The following is a 17,885-nucleotide window of genomic DNA, read 5'->3' on the forward strand; positions in this document are numbered from 1 at the left end:
CCGGGTCTCAGTACCACACGCCTGACTCGAGAACGGCCGGCGATTCTCCGTTTTTTTCAAGGATGGCGTAGAGGCAGAGATCCAGCAGGCAATCCTGAATCGCCGTTCCTCCGGAGCGGAGCGAGAGATCCGTTGAGGCCAAAAGGGCCAGGATGCGGCCGGCGGCGGAAGCGTCCCACCGGCGAGCGGCCCTGCGGTACTGCTCGATCGCGCGCTTGCCGGAAAACCCGGCTTTTTTCAGGGAAAACTCGTCCATCGAGCCGGTCCGCGCGAGGCGGTGCCAGTCCGCAAGGCGCCTGAAGCACCAGGTAAGCCCGGCTATCAGCTGAACAGGCGAAGAATCCTTGGAGAGAGACAGTTTTTGAGCGATCTCGACGGCGCCTTCGAGGTCGCCTTCGGTCAGGGAGTCGAAAAGGGTGAACGCGCTTTCCTCGCGGGTATGCTCGAGGATGTTCAGAACATCTTCTGCGGTAACGCGGTGTGCGGGGGATAGAGCAGTACGAAGCGGGAACAGGCGACGCGGAGAGCGTCGGTATTGTTTTCCACCAATTCCAGAATGGTCTCGACGGCCTCCTGGTCTACGGAAAAGCCTTCCTTGCGGAAGAAGCTTACGATCCATTCTTCCTTGCGGTTTTCGAACATTTCCCAGAAAATGCGCTTATGATCCTTGGGGACGCAGTTTTCAAGCTTTTTATCTACCGAGGTTTCGTCGGATACCAGCACGAGACAGGCGTCCGTAATCCCGGCCGATTCCTGAATCCAGGCGGAAAGCTGGTCGATATCGTCTTTTTTCTTGATTATTTCCGCGTTTCGAAGAACGACGAAGCGGGCGTCGGCAAAGAGAGACCCGTTCTGCAATAGGGAGATCACCTCTCCGATGCGGACATCGGCGGCGTACAGAGAATGAATGTCTAGATTCCCGGCTTTAGCGGCGCCGGCTTTCAGTTGCTCGACGGCGGCGTTCCGCTCTCCGATCTCCGGACCGGTAAAAAGCCATACAGGCGCGACGGACGGCATGAGTTCCTCCAGAACGGCATTATAGCTTAAGAACCGCCCGTTTGTCCCCGGGTTTGCGGGAATGTTCCCGGGTTTCCGCCAAATGATTCATGCGCGCCGCTGCCCGGCCGAAATCGTCCCGGGTGGAGGCAACGACCCGCCAGGAAGAATCGCCGGCAGAAAGGCGGTCGGCCGCTTCGGAAAGAGCCCGGGCCGGGTCGGAAAACCTGCGGCTTAAAAGCCAGCACAGGCTTACCAGAATCAGCAGGGGCGGCAGCGAAAACAGAAAATAAATCCACATTCCCATGAGCGGAAGAAAGGGTTTCAGGGCGTCGATGATGACGGCCCGGTCTCCGCCCTCGGCTATCCGCTCGCGAAGGTCCTGAAAACCCTTCGGCAACACAGTCGTGTACACGCAGGCGTAGGTTTGCCCGCTGTAGCGGATTATTCTCCCCACTCTCAAAAGATCCTCGTCGCCTTCAAGGTCGAGCGGGCCGTGCGCTATCTGATCAAGGCGGGAGCGCTCCAGAAAGTGCGCGGAATCGCCGCTCTCGACGATCGTCTTCGCGCTTTCATCGGCGGGAGCCTCGTCCCCGGGGAGCAAATACACCTGGCAGGAAACCGCGTCGGGATCGATCGCCCTGATCAGGGGCATCCAATCGACGGGACGCGAGCGGTAATTGCTGATCGACAGCCCCGTCAAATACTGGTCGGCGACCCTGTTCGCGAGCCTCAGCCTGGATTCGGAATACAGCGCGGCTATCGACTCCGAATCGGCATAGGTCCGGGATACGGACAGATCGAACCACGAATCCAGGGCGGAGGAAATATACCGGGAGGAAACAAGGGATTGGGGGAAGGAGGAAGCCGCGACGAGCAAACAGAAGGCAAGGAAGAGCCTGTTGCCGGTGCGGGATCCGTCGCCGTTATGCAGAGACTCGGACACCTGCAGCCAGAAAAAAATGGACAGAAAGACGAGAAGCCCGGTAGGCAGGAGCACGAGAATCAGAATTCCCCGGGGAGAGGTAAAGCTCTCGCCTGAAAAAACGCCGGGGAAGGAAGAAGACGCGAGCACATAGGAGGCAGTCGTCAAAAGCAGATATAAGAACAGGAGAAACGGAACTGTGTAGAGGGCCGAGGGAGCCCTGCGCCTGATTTGTTTCAATCTTCCTCGAATTTGTTGTCGAAGAGGGCGACGATGGCCCCGACAGCGTCTGTTTCGTCCGGTCCCGCGGCGCAGATGGTCAGCACAGAATTATAGCTGGCTGCCATGGTGATGATTCCCATGATGGACTTCGCGTTGATCCGGGTATCCTCGCGTTCGATAAGTATTTCTGAAGAAAAACGGTTCGCCGTCTGGGCGATGAGGGCTGCGGGGCGGGCGTGGATGCCGGCTCTATTCTTGATCGTCACTTTCTGTGTAGTCATCTGCTCTATCCTTCAATATGAGTCATCGACGCCGTAGTAAGGCGCCCGTGCGGCGTCAGTTTCTATCCATTTCAGTACGTTTTGATTAAATTCCTTGGCGGAGAAATAGCCCATGCTCTTCAACCGCTCGTTCATGGCGGCTGTTTCGAGAATGATCGGCACGTTCCGGCCGGGCTTCACCGGAATCTCGAGCTTCGGAATGCGGACGCCCAGGATTTCCATGGTCAATTCCTCGGTGCCGAGGCGGTCGTACACCTTGTTCGCATCCCACTCTTCGAGCTTCGCGACGATCTGCACTTCCTTGCGTTCGCGGATGGAGCCGACGCCGTACAGCTGGGTAATGTTGATGATGCCCAGGCCCCGGATCTCCATATGATGGCCGATGATCTTGTTCGCGCCCTGTCCGATCAAACTGTTGCCGTTCACGCAGGAGATTTCGACCACGTCGTCGGCTACGAGCCGGTGTCCGCGCTCGATGAGCTCCAGGGCGGTTTCGCTTTTTCCTACGCCGGAGTCTCCCATGATCAGGATTCCCAAACCGTAGACCTCAACGAGAACGCCGTGCATGGAGACCTTGGGCGCGAAGATGTTGGACAGAATGCGCAAGAGCCTGGAAGAAAACTCGCTCGATTCCAGGCCGGTCTGAAGCACCGGGCATCCGGACTGTTCCGCCATGTCGATAAAGGCCTGCGCGGGCTCGAGGTTATGGGTGAATATGCAGCAGGGCAGCTCGAAGGTGAACAACTGGTCCACCGTGTCGAGGCGGCCCTCCGATAACAGCTTGTTCAGGTAGGCAACCTCGCCCCGTCCGAACAGCTGAACCCGTTGCCAGGCGAAGGAATCGTAAAACCCGGACAGGGCGAGTCCGGGCCGGTTAAGATCCGGTATGGTTATACCCCTGACCAACCCTCTGCGTCCGCATAGACAGCGCAGATCAAGGGAATCGTGTTCCTTGAGGTTTAAGCCAAGCAAGTCGAGTACGGAAAACCGTTTCTGGGGCATACCTGACTATAACCATCCCTATCCGTCTTGTAAAGACGGATAGGGTTTTGCGTTATTTCTTTTCCTGAATCTTGTCTTTTTCCTTCTTGATCTTCTGGTCAAGAACATCCATCAATTTATTCACGCCTGCGGCGAAATCGAAGTCCTCGCTCGATACATGGGCATTGCCGCCCCATCGGAAGTTCACTGTACAATCAAGCTGGAACGTTCTGTCGTATTTGATCACCATCAGAACATCTGTAATCAATTCCTCGGCGTATTTAATCCGCTCGAGCTTCTTGTCCACAAAGGCTTTCTGATCCTCGTCCAGAGAAAACTTGACGTCCTGTACTTTGATATTCATGGTGAACCTCCTCAGATGAAATCCCCGGCAGACTGCCGGGCTCGATTAAATAATAATACGGAACCGGCGGTAATGCAAAAGGAAGTTGTTCGTTATCGGTCGAAGGAGGATTGTATGTTGAGTTCGCCCCGGTATTTGGCAACGGTTCGGCGCGCTATTTTTATGCCCCGGAGGGCGAGCTGGTCGGCAAGTTTCTGGTCGGAAAGATTTTCGGTCGATGACGCGATTATTTCCCGCAGGATTTCCTTCACCCCCTGTTTCGAATGCAGGCCGGAAGCGGCAGGCGAGACGAAAGCGGGGGAATCGCCGGAGGCCGGGCGAACGCGATGCGCGTAGGGAGACGGGGCGGAGGACCCCACTGAATTGCTGAAAAAATAGCGGAGCTCGAAGACGCCCCATTCGCATTGCAGGTATTTTCCGTTGGCCGCACGCGAGACGGTCGCTTCGTGGAGGCCGATCTCTTCCGCGATATCCTTCATTCGAAGGGGAGTGAGCCGGGTCGGTCCGTACCGGAAAAAATCGCGCTGGAACACCACGAGGGCGCGGGCGAGTTTGAGTATCGTGAGATTCCGCCTGCTCAGCGTATGGATGAACCACTGGGCTTCCCTGACCGATTCCCGCGCGAAGTCCCGCGCCTCTTTTTCGGTCCCGTCGGCAGAAGCGGAAGACGGGTCTCCCCCTTCCAGATCCATGAAAAACGGTGAAATTCCCAACACGGGAATTTCCTCTTCGTTGATGATCACGGAAAAATCGTCTTCCTCCCGCGTCACGTAGACGTCGGGAACGATGTAGGAATCGGGCGCTGAATCGAACATCCTGCCCGGATAGGGATCGAGGCTGCGGATGACCTCGAACACCGCCTCGGCGTCCTCGAGATCAAGGGCCAGTCCCTCGAGAGGCTGTTTCGAAAGCGCCCGGAGAAGGGCTTCCGGCTTTCCCTTGGCCAGGAGGTCTATCCGTTCCTCGAGAATCCGCACCGTGGCGTAGAGAATCGGATCGTCCTTCCAGCCGTCGGGGCCTCTCCCCAGCAAACGCGCCTGGACGGAAAGGGATTCGGCGAAATCGCGGACGGCGCAGCCCCGGGGTTCGAACGACCGGATCATCGCCAGAGCTTCTTCCAGATCCGCCGCGTTATCCGCGCCCGGAAGCTCTTCCGGAGGAGCGAGATGGAAGCCGTTCCTGTCGAGATTCTGAATGAGAAGGGCCGCGAGAGCAAGCACGCCTGCTTCTGCCCTCTGATCGGCGAGCTGGGAAAGCAGATGCTCCTGCAACGTCGCGTTATGGTGAAGAACGCCCTCGATAAAGTTGCGGTGCTCGTCGCTTTCATCGTCGGATCCCGCCTGGACGTAGGTCGTCGCCGGGGCAAACTGTTCGAAATTGCGCGGAGGCTGCATGACCGGGTCGCGGATGATCTCCAGAGCGGGGTTTGTCTCAACCTCTTCCATGATCCGTTCCCGCATTTCGGCGAAGGGCATGGCCATGAGCCGTATGGATTGCACCATACGGGGACTGAGAGACAATCGCTGCTGCTGTACTAAATTCTGTCGCTGGCCTTGCATGCTATCCTCATGATACGCAGGAAAACCCCGCAGGGTCAAGAAAAGCCTCTTGTCCGCCCGAGCGGTTTTCCGTATCATAATCGCATGAAAACACCGAATACCATGGCTCGATACGCCCTTGCCCAGCCCGAGATACTCATGCCGCGCCCGGGCGCCGATCTGTCGCGCTGGGCGGTTATCGCCTGCGACCAGTATACCCAGGACCGCGAGTATTGGAAAAAAACCGCAGAAATAGTCGGAAGCGATCCTTCGATCCTGAACATCATTCTTCCGGAAGTGTATCTGGAAGACGCCGGACGCTCCGAACGGCTTGCCTCCATACGCGCCGCGATGGCTGGATATCTCGGAACGGGTACCGGTTCCGACGGTGTTTTCGGCCCTCCCGTCCGGGCCTTCGTCTATCTCGAGCGGAAAACAGCCTACGGACGCACCCGCAAGGGTTTGATGGCCGCCGTCGATCTCGATTCCTATGAATGGAAACCGGACTCGAAAGCCCTCGTACGGGCGACCGAGGCGACCATCGTCGACCGGATTCCTCCGCGCATGGAAATACGCCGCGGCGCGCCCATCGAATCCCCCCACATCATGCTTCTGGCGAACGATCCCCGCAAAAGCCTGATCGAAGCGGCGGGAGAGCGCGTGCGCTCGGAGAAACCCCTGTACAGCGCGGAGCTCATGCACAAGGCAGGATCGGTAACCGGATGGGCGATAACGGATCCCGGACACATTGCATTGATGGAAGACGCCCTTGAAAATCTCGCAAAGGAAAATACCGCGGAAGACGGATCATGCTTTCTCTTCGCCGTCGGCGACGGAAACCATTCACTGGCTACCGCCAAGGCCGTCTGGGACGAATTCAGGGCCGCGCATGCCGAAGAAGCTGCCGCGGGGGAAATCGATCTCGAAAACCACCCTGCCCGCTACGCGCTGGTTGAAATCGTAAATCTGTACGACGACGGACTCACCTTCGAACCGATTCACCGGGTTCTCTTCGGAACAGACGCTCGAAGCCTTGCGGCCTTCCTTGCGGAAAAACTCGGCGGGACGGTCTCGAAAAACATCGCCCCGGCCGAAATGGAAGCCCTTGTCGCGGATCCGTCGGTAACGCGGTTCGGCTTTGTCTGCGCCGACGGATGCTTCGTCCTGGAAACGCCCCACCCCGCCCTGGCGGTAAGCCGCCTGCAGCCGGTTCTGGACGATTTTCTCTCGGCGGGAGAAAAAGTTAAAATCGACTACATCCACGGCACCGACGAGGTATTCCGCCTCGGAAAGGACGCGGGAACGGTTTCCATACTCCTTCCACCCGTCGCGAAGGACAGCTTCTTCAGCACCATCGCCGGAGGCGGCCCCCTTCCCCGGAAGAGCTTCTCGATGGGAGAGGCAAGCGAAAAACGCTTTTATATGGAGTGCAGGAAGCTGTTTTAAGGCGAACGTACTGACTGCCCGGCGGTAAAAAAGCGAGCGGTTTGTATCCCCCGCTCTTGCAAAACGGGTTCGGGTGAGCGAAATTCAAGCTATGAATTGTTTTCGCCTCCCGGACCCGTCATCCGTAGTAGATCAGCTATTCGAGATGCGAAGCTGTCTTTTCCCCCTGGTCGTTCTATTAACCCTCTTTTCCATGGCCCTGACCCTTTTATGCCTGACCTTCGGCTATGTCATCGTATTCCAAAATTTTTATTACATACCGATTTTGCTCGTCTGCATGGCCTGGCCCGAAAAAGGAATCCTCTACACATCCTTCCTCGGCGCATTTTACGTCGCTCTATGCTTGATCATCCCGACCGGACGGGACCTTTTAACGCCAGCCCTCATCCGGCTGTTCTTTTTCGAACTGGTGGCGCTCTCCACCGTATTTCTCCGCACCTGCTGGATGAAAGCCCAGGCCGGCCGGGAGGAATTCCGCGACGAGCGGGAATGCAGGCTCAAGAAAGAAGTCGAAACCCTTCAAATGCAGCTCGACAAAAGCCTGCAGGCGAACGCGGTATACGCGGAAAAAGTCGAACTGATGAATACGGTTATAGACAACATACGGACTCCTTTGATAATTTGGAACGGAGGCGGATACATTACACGAACGAACAGCGCGTTTAAGGAATTGTTCGGAATGCCGGATGCGGAGCTCTTGGGCAGAAAGATTTCCGATATTCACGACGTCTACGACGCATGGAGGCAATCGGGTTTTTCGCCGATCGAACCGGAAATGGCCGATTCGTCGGGAAAGCCGCGGAAAATGCATTGGCTGTTTTCGCCGACTATGAAGCCGAACTCCACCGAATATATCAGAGTCGCGGCGATAGCCCTGGAAGTTGCCGACGCAAACGACTCGCAAGGACTGAAAGATAATGGCTGAAACGGATCTCGGCAGAAAGGTTTTTTTTCTCTACCCGCCCAGCGTAATACGCGACGATTTGATAAGCCGCCTCATGGAGCATGAATACGAAGTATACATGCTCAAGGATATAGCAGTAGCCGACAAGGTCATCAGGCTCTATCCGGATTCCATCTGCTTCGTCAACATAGACGCGGGAATGGAAGAAGAAAAATGGGAAGAATGGATTACCAAAACGCTCTCCGACCCGTCCTTGTCGACTCTCGGCATAGGAATAGTTTCATATAATACCGACGAAGGCCTGCAAAAAAAGTACCTGATGGATATCGGGATTCAATGCGGTTTCATCAAACTGAAGCTTGGACTGGAAGAAAGCACCAGGATACTGTTGGCGACGCTGCAGGCGAACGAGGCTCGCGGAAGGCGGAAATACGTCCGGGCTAACTGCGCTCTGGATAATCTGTCGGCGATCAACCTCCGGCAGGGGCCGATACAGGCCGCCGGAAACCTCCACGATATCAGCGTCGTCGGGTTTTCCTGCATTCTCGATCCCGATCCGGCCTTCTCCAAGGGCACCGTGCTCAGGGATATTCAGCTGAAGCTGCGCGCGTCTCTGGTGCGCACCGAAGCGGTCGTGTACGGCATGCGCCAGGTTGAAGACAGAACGATGTATGTAATGCTGTTTAAAAGCAAACTGGAAGACCACGCTACGAGCAAGATACGGAACTATATTCAGACTGCCCTGCAGATGGAGATCGAACTTCAGGCTGAACAGGCCGAATCGCCCGCTCCCGCGAAAACAGAAGAAATTCGCGACGAATTCCTGTCCCTTTAATCTTATTTTCGAAACGCCTCTTTCAATTTTACCTGAACGAATTCAAAACTCCCCTCGCCGTGGACGAGAACGCAATCGGAACAGTCCTTCACTCCGTCCCTGACGGTATAATTGCCGCCGCACTCGAAGGTATACAGCGGGCAATAGCAAAAGAGACAGTTTTGATTTTCCAGATGATGGCATGGATAGAATTCGCAAGCAGTATTCGAAAAGTGCTTAAACCCTTCCGGCATGCAGGCCCTACTTTACGAACGCGCGAAGAACTTCCTTCACGGTTTTTTTGAACACTATCTGCCGGGTTTGATTGCTTTCCCAGATGAAATCCCGCAGACTCTTGCTCTCCAGATTCTCGAAATCCCCGACTATGCCGATGTACAGTTTATAATTGCTCGCCTTTTGCAGAATTTCGCCGGCTAACCCGGTAGAAAGATCGAAAAAATCCCCGGTAATCTGCTCTTTCCGGAACACGATCCGTTTTATCGAATAATCCGACACAATGTCCAGAAGGTCCTGAGGACCGTTCAGTATCAAATCTTCATCAAGAATTTCGAGAATCCGTATTCCCTGAATATTGAATTCGCGCGTTTCCATCTTTTCATCTCCCTATTTTCAATCGTTTTCAGCAGCCGGCGAAGACAGAATTTCTTTCGAGGCCTGTTCAATTTCCGTACGCAGGGCATCAGATACCGATCCGGCCTTGCAGACTTCGTCAAGAAGAGGACGCAATTTTCGGTAGGGACAGGATTCGGCCAGTTCAGGCCGGGTATCGAGCCAGGCGGTCAAGGTTGAAATCTCCTTATCGTTGACCTCGCCGTCCGCGAGAATCCCATGTAAAATGCCCTCGAAGCGCTGCATTGCGGCCGACAGGCAGGTACGATACCCGGAAGAGCAGCTCAACTGGTCGACGAACCACTTCAAGTCTTCGATTTCAGCCGCCGACAGCACCCCGTCGTCGACTATGCGGTCGATATAGGGCAGGAGCTGTACGAAAGGGCTCCTGTCGCCGTAGGGACGATACTGATCGCACCACCGGGACAGCTCCTGTATCTCTTCGGTTGTCACCTGGTTATCCAGAAGAATGCCGCTCAGCAAGCCTTCAAGATGCTGAAAGGCAGACGACACCTCTTTTTGGTCGATTTCCGCCACAAAACGCTCCCGATTCCGCAAAATTGTATGTGAACTTTAAGACTTATCATTCTATCCTATTTTTCGAACTCTGGCAAAAGATCGAAAAACAGCCGTTCTTGACCCTTATCGGCCAGACCTTTACAATTATACGCATATATTTATAAGGCGGTGCATTTTATGCTCGAAGAAATTGTACGATTTTTTTCAGCGGGGATACTCTCCATCGGACTGAAAGAAATCGCCATGTACCTGATCGGAGCGGCCCTGATCTGGCTTGCTATCGAGAAGGACTATGAACCGATGCTCCTGCTCCCGATCGGTTTCGGCGCCATCCTCATCAATCTTCCGCTGGGAACGGTGTGGGAGATGTACGGAGAGCCGGGAATCCTGCAGACGCTTTTTAACGCGGGAATTCTCTCGGAAGTATTTCCACTCCTTATCTTCATCGGCGTGGGAGCGATGATCGATTTCTCTCCCCTCTTTCAGCGCCCCTGGCTCATGCTTTTCGGAGCGGCCGCGCACATCGGCATTTTCGTCACGGTAATCATCGCCATGGCCTTCGGCTACGACCTGAAGGAAGCGGCATGCATCGGCGTAATCGGAGCGGCGGACGGCCCGACGACTATCATCGTAACCAAGCAGTTCGCAAAGGACCTCCTCGGTCCGATCATGGTGGTCGCCTATTCGTACATGTCGCTGGTCCCCATTATTCAGCCCCCGGTCATACGCGCGCTAACGACGAAAAAAGAGAGGCTGATCAGGATGCAGGCGGTCGATCACCAAATTCCCCGCTCGGTTACCATCAGCTTTCCCATCATCGTTACCATTGTATCCTGCCTCCTGGTACCCATGGGCGCGCCCCTCATCGGCTTTCTCATGTTCGGAAACCTGCTGCGCGTCTGCGGAGTGCTGGAAAAACTCTCCTCGACCGCCCAGAACGAGCTGGCCAACATAGTAACCCTTCTCCTCGGCATAAGCGTCGCGGCTTCCATGCGAGCGGACGCCTTCCTCCGGCTGGAGACACTGGGAATCATGGCCCTCGGCCTGATCGCCTTCATCATCAATACCGCCGGAGGCGTTCTCTTCGCGAAATTGATCAACCTCTTCCTCCCGAAGACTAAAAAGATCAATCCGATGATCGGCGCCTGCGGAATCTCTGCCTTCCCGATGTCCAGCCGGGTTATTCAGAAAATGGCATTGAAGGACGATCCGCACAACATCATCCTGATGCACGCGGTTAGCGCGAACGTATCGGGACAGCTCGGTTCGGTTATCGCCGGAGGTCTTCTTTTGGCTCTGGTGCCGCTTTTAGCAGGAGGAATGTGATTATGGCTCAAATAGAACAGGGATTGATTCTGCTTGCGGTCGGCATGGCGGTGCTCTTCATTTTCATGGGGCTGATGATCGTCATCCTCCACTACTTCCAGAAAATCGCCGCGCGCTTTTCCCCGAAAGACTGATCGCGCCTCGGCGCCCGCCTCAACTCAGGCGGGCGCTCACGATCAAGTCCCGTCGCCGCACTAATAGAAAAAGCAGCCGCTAGGGCTGCTTTTTTTGTGCCGGCGATGGGACTTCCCTACGGGCACCCTTTGCGAATCCGACTCAGGGCGCAAAGGGTATCCCTCGCGCCCTCCTCCCTCGCCTTCGCTCGGCGGGCGCTCACGATCAAGTCCCATCGCCGCACCAATAGAAAAAGCAGCCGCTGGGGCTGCTTTTTTTGTGCCGGCGATGGGACTTCCCTACGGGCCGCCCTCGCGCCCTCCTCCCTCGCCTTCGCTCGGCGGGCGCTCACGATCAAGTCCCGTCGCCGCACTAATAGAAAAAGCAGCCGCTGGGGCTGCTTTTTTTGTGCCGGCGATGGGACTTGAACCCATACATCCTCGCGAATAGTGGATTTTGAGTCCACCGCGTCTGCCATTCCGCCACGCCGGCGGGAATGGTTAGGATGTTAGCATAAAATCACCGGCTTTGTCTATTGCCGGCGGAAACTCCCTTCAGGGAGGGGACCCGGCGGGCTCGGAGCGAGTTGAGCGTGGCAAGAAGCGCTACGCCGACGTCCGCGAACACGGCCTCCCACAGAGTCGCGATGCCGAACGCGCCGAGAACCAGGAAACCGAGCTTAACGGCAAAGGAGAGAACGATGTTTCCGGCTACGACGCGGCGGGTCCAGCGGGCCGATTGAATAGCCCAGGACACGGACAGGGGATTATCGTTCATCAGCACGACATCGGCGGCTTCCACCGCGGCGTCGCTGCCAAGGGCTCCCATCGCGATTCCGGCGTCGGACCGGGCAAGCACCGGAGCGTCGTTTATGCCGTCTCCGACGAAGACGGCAGTGCCACGACCCTTGTCTTCCAACTTCGTTTCAGACTGAATCCGTTCGAAAAGGGCGACTTTTTCATGCGGAAGAACCGCCGAATGCCACTCAACTATTCCCGCCTTCTTCGCCATCGCCGCGACGGCAGGCTCGGTATCTCCGGATATCATGACGATCCGCTCGATGCCGAGACTCTTCAGAGACGACACGGTTTGAGGAACATCGCTCTTGAGCATGTCCCCCAGAACCAGCGAGCCGAGATAGACGGAGCCCGCCGCCGCGGCGATCAACGTGCCGTCGTCCCCGGAAGAGGACGCGTCATCAGGGACGGCGACCCCGGCCGAGCGCAGATAGGTCAGAGAGCCGACAAGCAAACGTTCGCCCTTATATGCGGCTGATACTCCGTATCCCGCTTTTTCGGAATACTCTGTTATATCGGAATCGCTGACGGAGAGGCCTTCGGCCTCGGCGAATTTACGCACAGCGACGGCTGCCGGATGCGTTGAATGCAGTTCGCCGGCAAGAGCGAGCTCAAGAAGGCGTTCGGGCGCGATTCCGGCCGCCGGACGCACGGAACGAACCGCGAATACGCCCTTCGTAAGGGTGCCCGTTTTATCGAAGACGACGGTTTTCGCCTTGGCGAGCACATCGATGAAGTCGGCGCCTTTCACCAGAACGCCCAAGGAGGCAGCGCCGCCGATCCCTCCGAAATACCCCAGCGGGACCGATATTACAAAAGCGCAAGGACAGGAGATGACCAGGAACACCAGCGCTCTGGATACCCACGCGCTGAAAAGAGCCCAATCCAGCACCTCCGCGCGGCCGAGCAAAAACAGAGCCGCCGGAGGAAGAAGCGCCAGTAAAAGAGCGGAAACGGTAACTATCGGAGTGTAGATTTTCGCGAAAGAAGTGATCATTTTTTCAGCCCGGGCTTTTCGGTTCTGCGCCTCTTCTATGAGATTAAGCATTTTGGCGGCGGCTGTTTCGCCGTACGTGGAGGTCGTCCGGATTTCAAGCAATCCGCCGCCGTTTACGAAGCCGGCTAGGACAACGGACCCTGCAGTTATTTCGCGGGGGAGATTTTCGCCGGTCAGCCGGGAAGTGTCGGCGGAGGAACTGCCCGCGGTCACGATGCCGTCGAGGGGAATTTTCTCCCCCGGCAGCACGCGGATGACGCTTCCTTCCGGCACTTCGGCGGGATGCCGGATTTCGCCCGATTCGGCTATCCGCGCCGAATCCGGGCGGACGTCCACCAGGTCGGTGATGGAGCGCCGGGAGCGGTTTACGGCGGACTCCTGAACCATCTCGCCGAGGTTGAAAAAGAGCATGACGGCCGCGCCTTCGCTCCACTGCCCGATTATAAAGGCTCCTATAGTCGCGACGGACATGAGGAAGTTTTCATCGAACACCTGGCCCCGGACAATGTTTCGAAGCGCGCTGTATAGTACGCGATACCCTGAAATCAGCCAGGAGAAAACAAAAAGAAGGCGGGGAAGCACTATCAGGGCTGATCCCGGGATGAAGGCCGGCTGCAAGAACTGAATTCCAAGCGCGACCGCGAAGAGTACCGACGAAGAAATAAAACGAGCCGCAAGAAGACGAATCTCGCGGCGCGCCCGTTTTTCAAGTCCGGACGGAACGCGCGAAGCCGGAGAACCGCCCGACGCGGAGGGCCCGCAGGAACCGGTTGAACAACAGGAACAGGACATATTACCTCCCCTCTCGCAAGTGCTCGAGGCCGACGCTCACGAGAATTCCGACATGTTCGTCGTCTATAGAATAGAAAATCTGCTTGCCGTCCCGTCGGGAGCGGACGATCTTCGCCTGTCTGAGGACTCTCAGCTGATGCGAAACAGCCGACTCGCTCGCGCCGAGGGTCGCCGCTATGTCGCACACGCAGAGTTCGCCGTACATCAACGCTGATACGATGCGTATTCGGGTCGAATCCCCGAAGGTCTTGAAAAAATCTCCCAGCTCCGCCAGCAGTTCTTCGGCCGGCATGCGGGACTTCACGCAGGAAACCATATCCTCATGTATGCACTGAGTTTCGCACGCCTCTATTCCGGAGGCTGTTGCGTCTGATTGTATTTCTTCTTTCATACATATGAATATATGTTCATATGATCACCTTGTCAATAGACGATAACGGAGAAAAAAACTATATTAAACGAAAGAGGTATCGTATGGATTTCAATATAACTACGCCGACGCTCCTGTTCTCCGCGATTTCGTTGTGGATGCTCGCGTTCACCAACCGGTTTCTGGCGGTCGCCGGTCTTGTCAGGCAATTCGTCGCAAAATATGAGACCGATCCCCAGGAGGGGATTCGCAAACAGCTCAAAAATTTCACCCTCAGGCTGAAGCTGATCAAATACACCCAGCTGTTCGGCGTGTTAAGCTTTCTTCTGTGCGTCGTCTGCATGCTTCTCGTATTTACCGGTTCGATTCTCGTAGCCGAACTGGTATTCGCGGGAAGCCTTGTCGCCCTCATGGGTTCGCTCTTTTTTTCCTTCTGGGAAATACTGATTTCGATCGGCGCTTTGAATCTTGAACTCGCCCGCCTTGATCAGGAAAGCCGAAAAAAAACCTCCCGGTAAAACCGGGAGGCGATGATTTGGGAGAGAATCGATGAAGAAGCCGGGAATCATTTCCCGGCTTTTTTTTATAAACGGAACAGCAGGTCTTCGTAGGTCGGCATCGGCCACAGATCTTTGGGCATAAGCTTTTCAAGGCGGTCGACGGGAGCGCGAAGTTCTTCCATCGCGGCGAATACTGCGTCGCGGCTGGCTTCAGCCTGTTCCAGCGCATCGGACACGCCTTTTGCCTTGATTCTCGCGGCGTCGAGCTTGACGGCAATTTGCGCGGCTTCCTCTACGGCACCTGCGATGTCCGCAAGGCGGGTCTTGAGCGAGGCGCACGGCACCTTGGACGCTTCCAGCGCGGAAACCTGGGCAGCCAAATCTACGGCGTATGCGGAACAGACGGGAAGGATTTCGCGGGTAGCCATTTCAAAGGCTACGCCGGCTTCGATATTGATCTGCTTGGAGTATTTTTCCAGGACGATGTCGAGCCGGGCGTGGATTTCTTCCTTGGTGAACACCTTGTGCTTGGTGAAAATGCGCACCGATTCGTCGGAAGCGAAGTGGGGCCAGGCGGCCACTGAGCTGGTCAGGTTCGGCAATCCGCGGCGGACTGCTTCGGTCACCCAGTCTTCGGTATAGCCGTTTCCGTTGAACACGATGCGGCTATGCTTTTTCCACGTATCAGTGACGATGTCCTTGACCGCTGAGGGCAGATCCTTCGCTCCTTCAAGTTTCCCGGCGATGCCGTCGAGCACTTCCGCGACTATCGTGTTGAGTACGAAGTTCGGGCCGGAAATCGATTCAGACGAGGGAACCATGCGGAACTCGAACTTGTTGCCGGTAAAGGCGAAGGGACTCGTTCTGTTGCGGTCGGTCAGGTCCTGGGGAAGCTTGGGCAGGGTATTTACGCCGAGAGCGAGCTTCTGGCCTTCCTGGGACACGACGGGTTTGCCGTTCGCGATGCCTTCGAAAATAGCCTGCAGCTGATCGCCGAGGAATACGGAGATGATCGCCGGGGGAGCTTCGTTGGCGCCGAGGCGGTGATCGTTACCGGTGTTCGCCGCGGAAAGGCGGAGCAAGGGAGCATAGGTATCAACGGCCTCGAGTACGGCGGAAACGAAGACCAGGAAGGTCAGGTTTTCGCCCGGGGTTTGTCCGGGATTCAGGAGATTGAGCCCGTCGTCGGTGCCGATCGACCAGTTGTTGTGCTTTCCTGAGCCGTTCACGCCGCGGTAGGGCTTCTCGTGAAGGAGGCAGACCAGGCCGTGATGGCGGGCGACCTTTTTCAGCGTCATCATTACCAGATGGTTCTGGTCGGTGGCGACGTTGGAAACGCCGTAGATGGGCGCGAGCTCGAACTGATTGGGGGCCACCTCGTTATGCTGAGTTTTCGCGGGGATTCCGAGCTTCCACAGCTCTTCATTGACTTCAGTCATGAAGGCGGAGGCGCGCTCCGGAATTTTTCCGAAATAGTGGTCTTCCATTTCCTGGCCCTTCGGAGGGAGGGCGCCGAACACTGTGCGTCCGGTAAGGAACAGATCCTGGCGGGCGTTGAAAAATTCCTCGGAGACCAGGAAGTATTCCTGTTCGGGTCCGACCGAGGTGATGGCCCGGCTGGAAGTGGTGTTGCCCATGGCACGGAGCACCCGCATCGCCTGGGTATTGATCGCCTGCATCGAGCGCAGAAGCGGAGTTTTTTTATCGAGGGCTTCGCCGTGATAGCCGACGAAGGCGGTGGGGATGACGAGAGTCTTGCAGCTGCCGTCCTCGCTCAGGAAAGCGGGGCTGGTGACGTCCCACGCCGTGTATCCGCGGGCTTCGAAGGTCGCGCGGAGGCCGCCGGAGGGGAAGCTCGACGCGTCGGGCTCGCCCTGAAGAAGCTCTTTTCCGGAGAATTCGAGAATCGCACGGCCGTCGCTGGTGGGGGAAATGAATGAATCGTGTTTTTCGGCCGTCAGGCCGGTCATCGGCTGGAACCAGTGAGTGTAGTGGGTTGCGCCTTTTTCGATGGCCCAATCCTTCATGGCGTTCGCCACGACTTCGGAACAGGCGACCGTCAACTCGGTCTCGCCGGCCTGAACGCTCTTGAGTTCCTTGTAAATCGCCTTGGGAAGACGATCCCTCATGACTGAATCGCCGAATGCATTGATGCCGTACATTTCATTAAAGGGCATACCTCGACCTCCTCGTATCCGGTAAACCGGAAGTGGCCTGCATACCCCTTTGCATACATGGCTGTTTCTACTGTTTTGAATATTTATACCATATTTCAGTTTTTTTATGCAATTGCCTGAAAAGAGGAATTCGAATCAATAGACGTTTTTCTGTAAAAACAGATCATCGACGAACCGGACGCTCGAGGCTCAGCCTGTCCCAGACAAGGGGATCTTCCTGTCCGAGCTTCCAGAAGCCGATTTTTTTTACCCCTTCGTCCCGATACAGGCGGGCACGGGAATACGCCGACAACCAGTCCTCGAAAAAAACCGTGACGAATACGTCCTGGGTATAAGTAAAGGTGGGGATTCCGTCCAGGCGTTCTACGCCGGAAACCGACTTTTCCTCCATCACCGAACGGAGCGTGCTGAACCGGTAGGCCTTAGCGGGATTCACGTCCGCCCAAGCCCTGCCGTAAAACGGGAGGCCCATCACCAGTTTTTCATCGCCGAAGCGTTCAAGGGCCCAGAGCGAAACCTTCCGCCCCCATTCGAGGGTCGCGATGGGACCCGGCTTGCTGCCGCTCCAGTGTTCGTCGTAGGCCATGACGAGAACCCTGTCCGCGACGAGGGAAAGGCGCGCGTAATCGTAGGCGTCGCGGGACAATTTCCTCGTTCTCGCCGGTATCGCGACGCTCAGCGTTTTTTTGCCGATTCCGCGCTTGAGCTCCTGCAAAAAGGAAAAGAACCATTCATCGTCTTCGGGAAGCACCATTTCAAAGTCTATCTGAAGGCCGTCGTAGGGTTTCGCGGCCGCGACGCAGTCCGCTATGAGCTTGCTTCGCAGCGGAAGAGACGGGTCGAGGCAGAGGTGGGTAAGCGCGCGGTTCGTAACTTCGGCTACGACGAGATGAACGCGCCCGGGGAAATCCTTGATCGCCGAGCGGACAGGAACCCCCGTCAACCGCCCGGAGAGACTGAGCCCCGCTCCGAAGAAACCGATGTCCGAAACGGCCGGGGGAGCAGAAAAAGAAGGAGCTTCGACGTCGTAGACATACCCCCATATTTCAGAAAAACCCGCTTTGGGCCACTTGCGATCCTCGCGTTCAGGAGAAACGTCTGCAAAAAAGGGAACTGAAAGAGCTGCAAGAAGGATGAACAGGATTTTTCGATAGGCTGACGCTGCGGTATTCATGGATTCAGAATACCACAA

Annotated in this window: 18 protein-coding genes, 1 tRNA gene and 1 pseudogene; 6 read left to right on the forward strand and 14 right to left on the reverse strand. The window is 56.3% G+C overall.

All coding sequences use genetic code 11. The annotated features are described in order from the left end of the window. Positions 1-7: 7 nt before the first annotated feature. The 6 genes and pseudogenes from holA to rpoN form a co-directional block, all read right to left on the reverse strand. Positions 8-1,017, reverse strand: a pseudogene (gene holA / locus K7J14_RS16405) (DNA polymerase III subunit delta). Between the two features lie 19 nt (positions 1,018-1,036). Further along, the gene (locus K7J14_RS11960) at positions 1,037-2,161 is read right to left on the reverse strand and encodes a HAMP domain-containing protein (RefSeq protein WP_230756571.1); all 1,125 of its coding nucleotides are present in this window, start codon (positions 2,159-2,161) and stop codon (positions 1,037-1,039) included. Then, positions 2,158-2,424, reverse strand: coding sequence for an HPr family phosphocarrier protein (locus tag K7J14_RS11965; protein WP_230756573.1), 267 nt, complete (start codon positions 2,422-2,424; stop codon positions 2,158-2,160). The genes K7J14_RS11960 and K7J14_RS11965 overlap by 4 nt, the downstream gene beginning before the upstream one ends. A 12-nt stretch (positions 2,425-2,436) precedes the next feature. Then, a complete protein-coding gene (gene hprK, locus K7J14_RS11970; protein WP_230756575.1) occupies positions 2,437-3,426 on the reverse strand; it encodes an HPr(Ser) kinase/phosphatase in 990 nt (329 codons plus the stop codon). Between the two features lie 52 nt (positions 3,427-3,478). Then, positions 3,479-3,769: an HPF/RaiA family ribosome-associated protein gene (locus K7J14_RS11975; protein WP_230756577.1), complete on the reverse strand. Its 291-nt coding sequence runs from the start codon at positions 3,767-3,769 to the stop codon at positions 3,479-3,481. Between the two features lie 92 nt (positions 3,770-3,861). Beyond that, positions 3,862-5,328, reverse strand: coding sequence for an RNA polymerase factor sigma-54 (gene rpoN, locus K7J14_RS11980; protein WP_230756581.1), 1,467 nt, complete (start codon positions 5,326-5,328; stop codon positions 3,862-3,864). Positions 5,329-5,412: 84 nt separating this feature from the next. On the opposite strand from rpoN, the gene K7J14_RS11985 reads away from it, so the two are divergent. The 3 genes from K7J14_RS11985 to K7J14_RS11995 all read left to right on the forward strand — a co-directional run bounded on the left by K7J14_RS11985 (position 5,413) and on the right by K7J14_RS11995 (position 8,492). Beyond that, positions 5,413-6,753, forward strand: a complete 1,341-nt coding sequence (locus tag K7J14_RS11985) for a DUF1015 domain-containing protein (protein WP_230756583.1) — start codon at positions 5,413-5,415, stop codon at positions 6,751-6,753. Between the two features lie 91 nt (positions 6,754-6,844). Further along, entirely contained in the window at positions 6,845-7,678 is an 834-nt protein-coding gene (locus K7J14_RS11990; RefSeq protein WP_230756586.1) for a PAS domain-containing protein, read from the forward strand. Next, positions 7,671-8,492: a PilZ domain-containing protein gene (locus K7J14_RS11995; protein ID WP_230756589.1), complete on the forward strand. Its 822-nt coding sequence runs from the start codon at positions 7,671-7,673 to the stop codon at positions 8,490-8,492. The genes K7J14_RS11990 and K7J14_RS11995 overlap by 8 nt, the downstream gene beginning before the upstream one ends. A 2-nt stretch (positions 8,493-8,494) precedes the next feature. On the opposite strand, the gene K7J14_RS12000 is transcribed toward K7J14_RS11995, so the two are convergent. The 3 genes from K7J14_RS12000 to K7J14_RS12010 are packed head-to-tail and all read right to left on the reverse strand — an operon-like array spanning position 8,495 to position 9,638. Continuing rightward, positions 8,495-8,725, reverse strand: coding sequence for a cysteine-rich small domain-containing protein (locus K7J14_RS12000; protein WP_230756592.1), 231 nt, complete (start codon positions 8,723-8,725; stop codon positions 8,495-8,497). 7 nt (positions 8,726-8,732) lie between these two features. Then, a complete protein-coding gene (locus K7J14_RS12005) occupies positions 8,733-9,083 on the reverse strand; it encodes a DUF4180 domain-containing protein (RefSeq protein WP_230756595.1) in 351 nt (116 codons plus the stop codon). An 18-nt stretch (positions 9,084-9,101) separates the two neighbouring features. After that, a complete protein-coding gene (locus K7J14_RS12010; RefSeq protein WP_230756598.1) occupies positions 9,102-9,638 on the reverse strand; it encodes a hypothetical protein in 537 nt (178 codons plus the stop codon). 159 nt (positions 9,639-9,797) lie between these two features. On the opposite strand from K7J14_RS12010, the gene K7J14_RS12015 reads away from it, so the two are divergent. Next, positions 9,798-10,946, forward strand: a complete 1,149-nt coding sequence (locus K7J14_RS12015) for a sodium ion-translocating decarboxylase subunit beta (RefSeq protein WP_230756601.1) — start codon at positions 9,798-9,800, stop codon at positions 10,944-10,946. Between the two features lie 2 nt (positions 10,947-10,948). Then, entirely contained in the window at positions 10,949-11,080 is a 132-nt protein-coding gene (locus K7J14_RS12020; protein WP_230756603.1) for an OadG family protein, read from the forward strand. Positions 11,081-11,469: 389 nt separating this feature from the next. Here the strand turns inward: K7J14_RS12020 and K7J14_RS12025 are convergent. From K7J14_RS12025 to K7J14_RS12035, 3 genes are all read right to left on the reverse strand, one after another. Continuing rightward, positions 11,470-11,552 (reverse strand) — tRNA-Leu (locus K7J14_RS12025). A 27-nt stretch (positions 11,553-11,579) separates the two neighbouring features. After that, positions 11,580-13,646, reverse strand: coding sequence for a heavy metal translocating P-type ATPase (locus tag K7J14_RS12030; RefSeq protein ID WP_230756605.1), 2,067 nt, complete (start codon positions 13,644-13,646; stop codon positions 11,580-11,582). Between the two features lies 1 nt (position 13,647). After that, positions 13,648-14,037 (reverse strand): ArsR/SmtB family transcription factor, encoded by a 390-nt coding sequence (locus tag K7J14_RS12035; protein ID WP_408033991.1) that lies wholly within the window; start codon positions 14,035-14,037, stop codon positions 13,648-13,650. Between the two features lie 83 nt (positions 14,038-14,120). On the opposite strand from K7J14_RS12035, the gene K7J14_RS12040 reads away from it, so the two are divergent. Then, on the forward strand, positions 14,121-14,534 hold the full coding sequence (locus K7J14_RS12040) for a DUF2721 domain-containing protein (protein ID WP_230756608.1): 414 nt from the start codon (positions 14,121-14,123) through the stop codon (positions 14,532-14,534). 65 nt (positions 14,535-14,599) lie between these two features. On the opposite strand, the gene K7J14_RS12045 is transcribed toward K7J14_RS12040, so the two are convergent. Both K7J14_RS12045 and K7J14_RS12050 read right to left on the reverse strand, forming a co-directional pair. Beyond that, complete coding sequence (locus tag K7J14_RS12045) at positions 14,600-16,693, reverse strand: glutamine synthetase III family protein (RefSeq protein WP_230756610.1); 2,094 nt, start codon at positions 16,691-16,693, stop codon at positions 14,600-14,602. Positions 16,694-16,856: 163 nt separating this feature from the next. Continuing rightward, positions 16,857-17,867, reverse strand: a complete 1,011-nt coding sequence (locus K7J14_RS12050) for a glycosyl hydrolase family 18 protein (RefSeq protein WP_230756613.1) — start codon at positions 17,865-17,867, stop codon at positions 16,857-16,859. Positions 17,868-17,885 lie beyond the last annotated feature (18 nt).

The sequence above is a fragment of the Teretinema zuelzerae genome (genome assembly GCF_021021555.1).
GTDB classification, from domain to species: Bacteria; Spirochaetota; Spirochaetia; order Treponematales; family Treponemataceae; genus Teretinema; species Teretinema zuelzerae.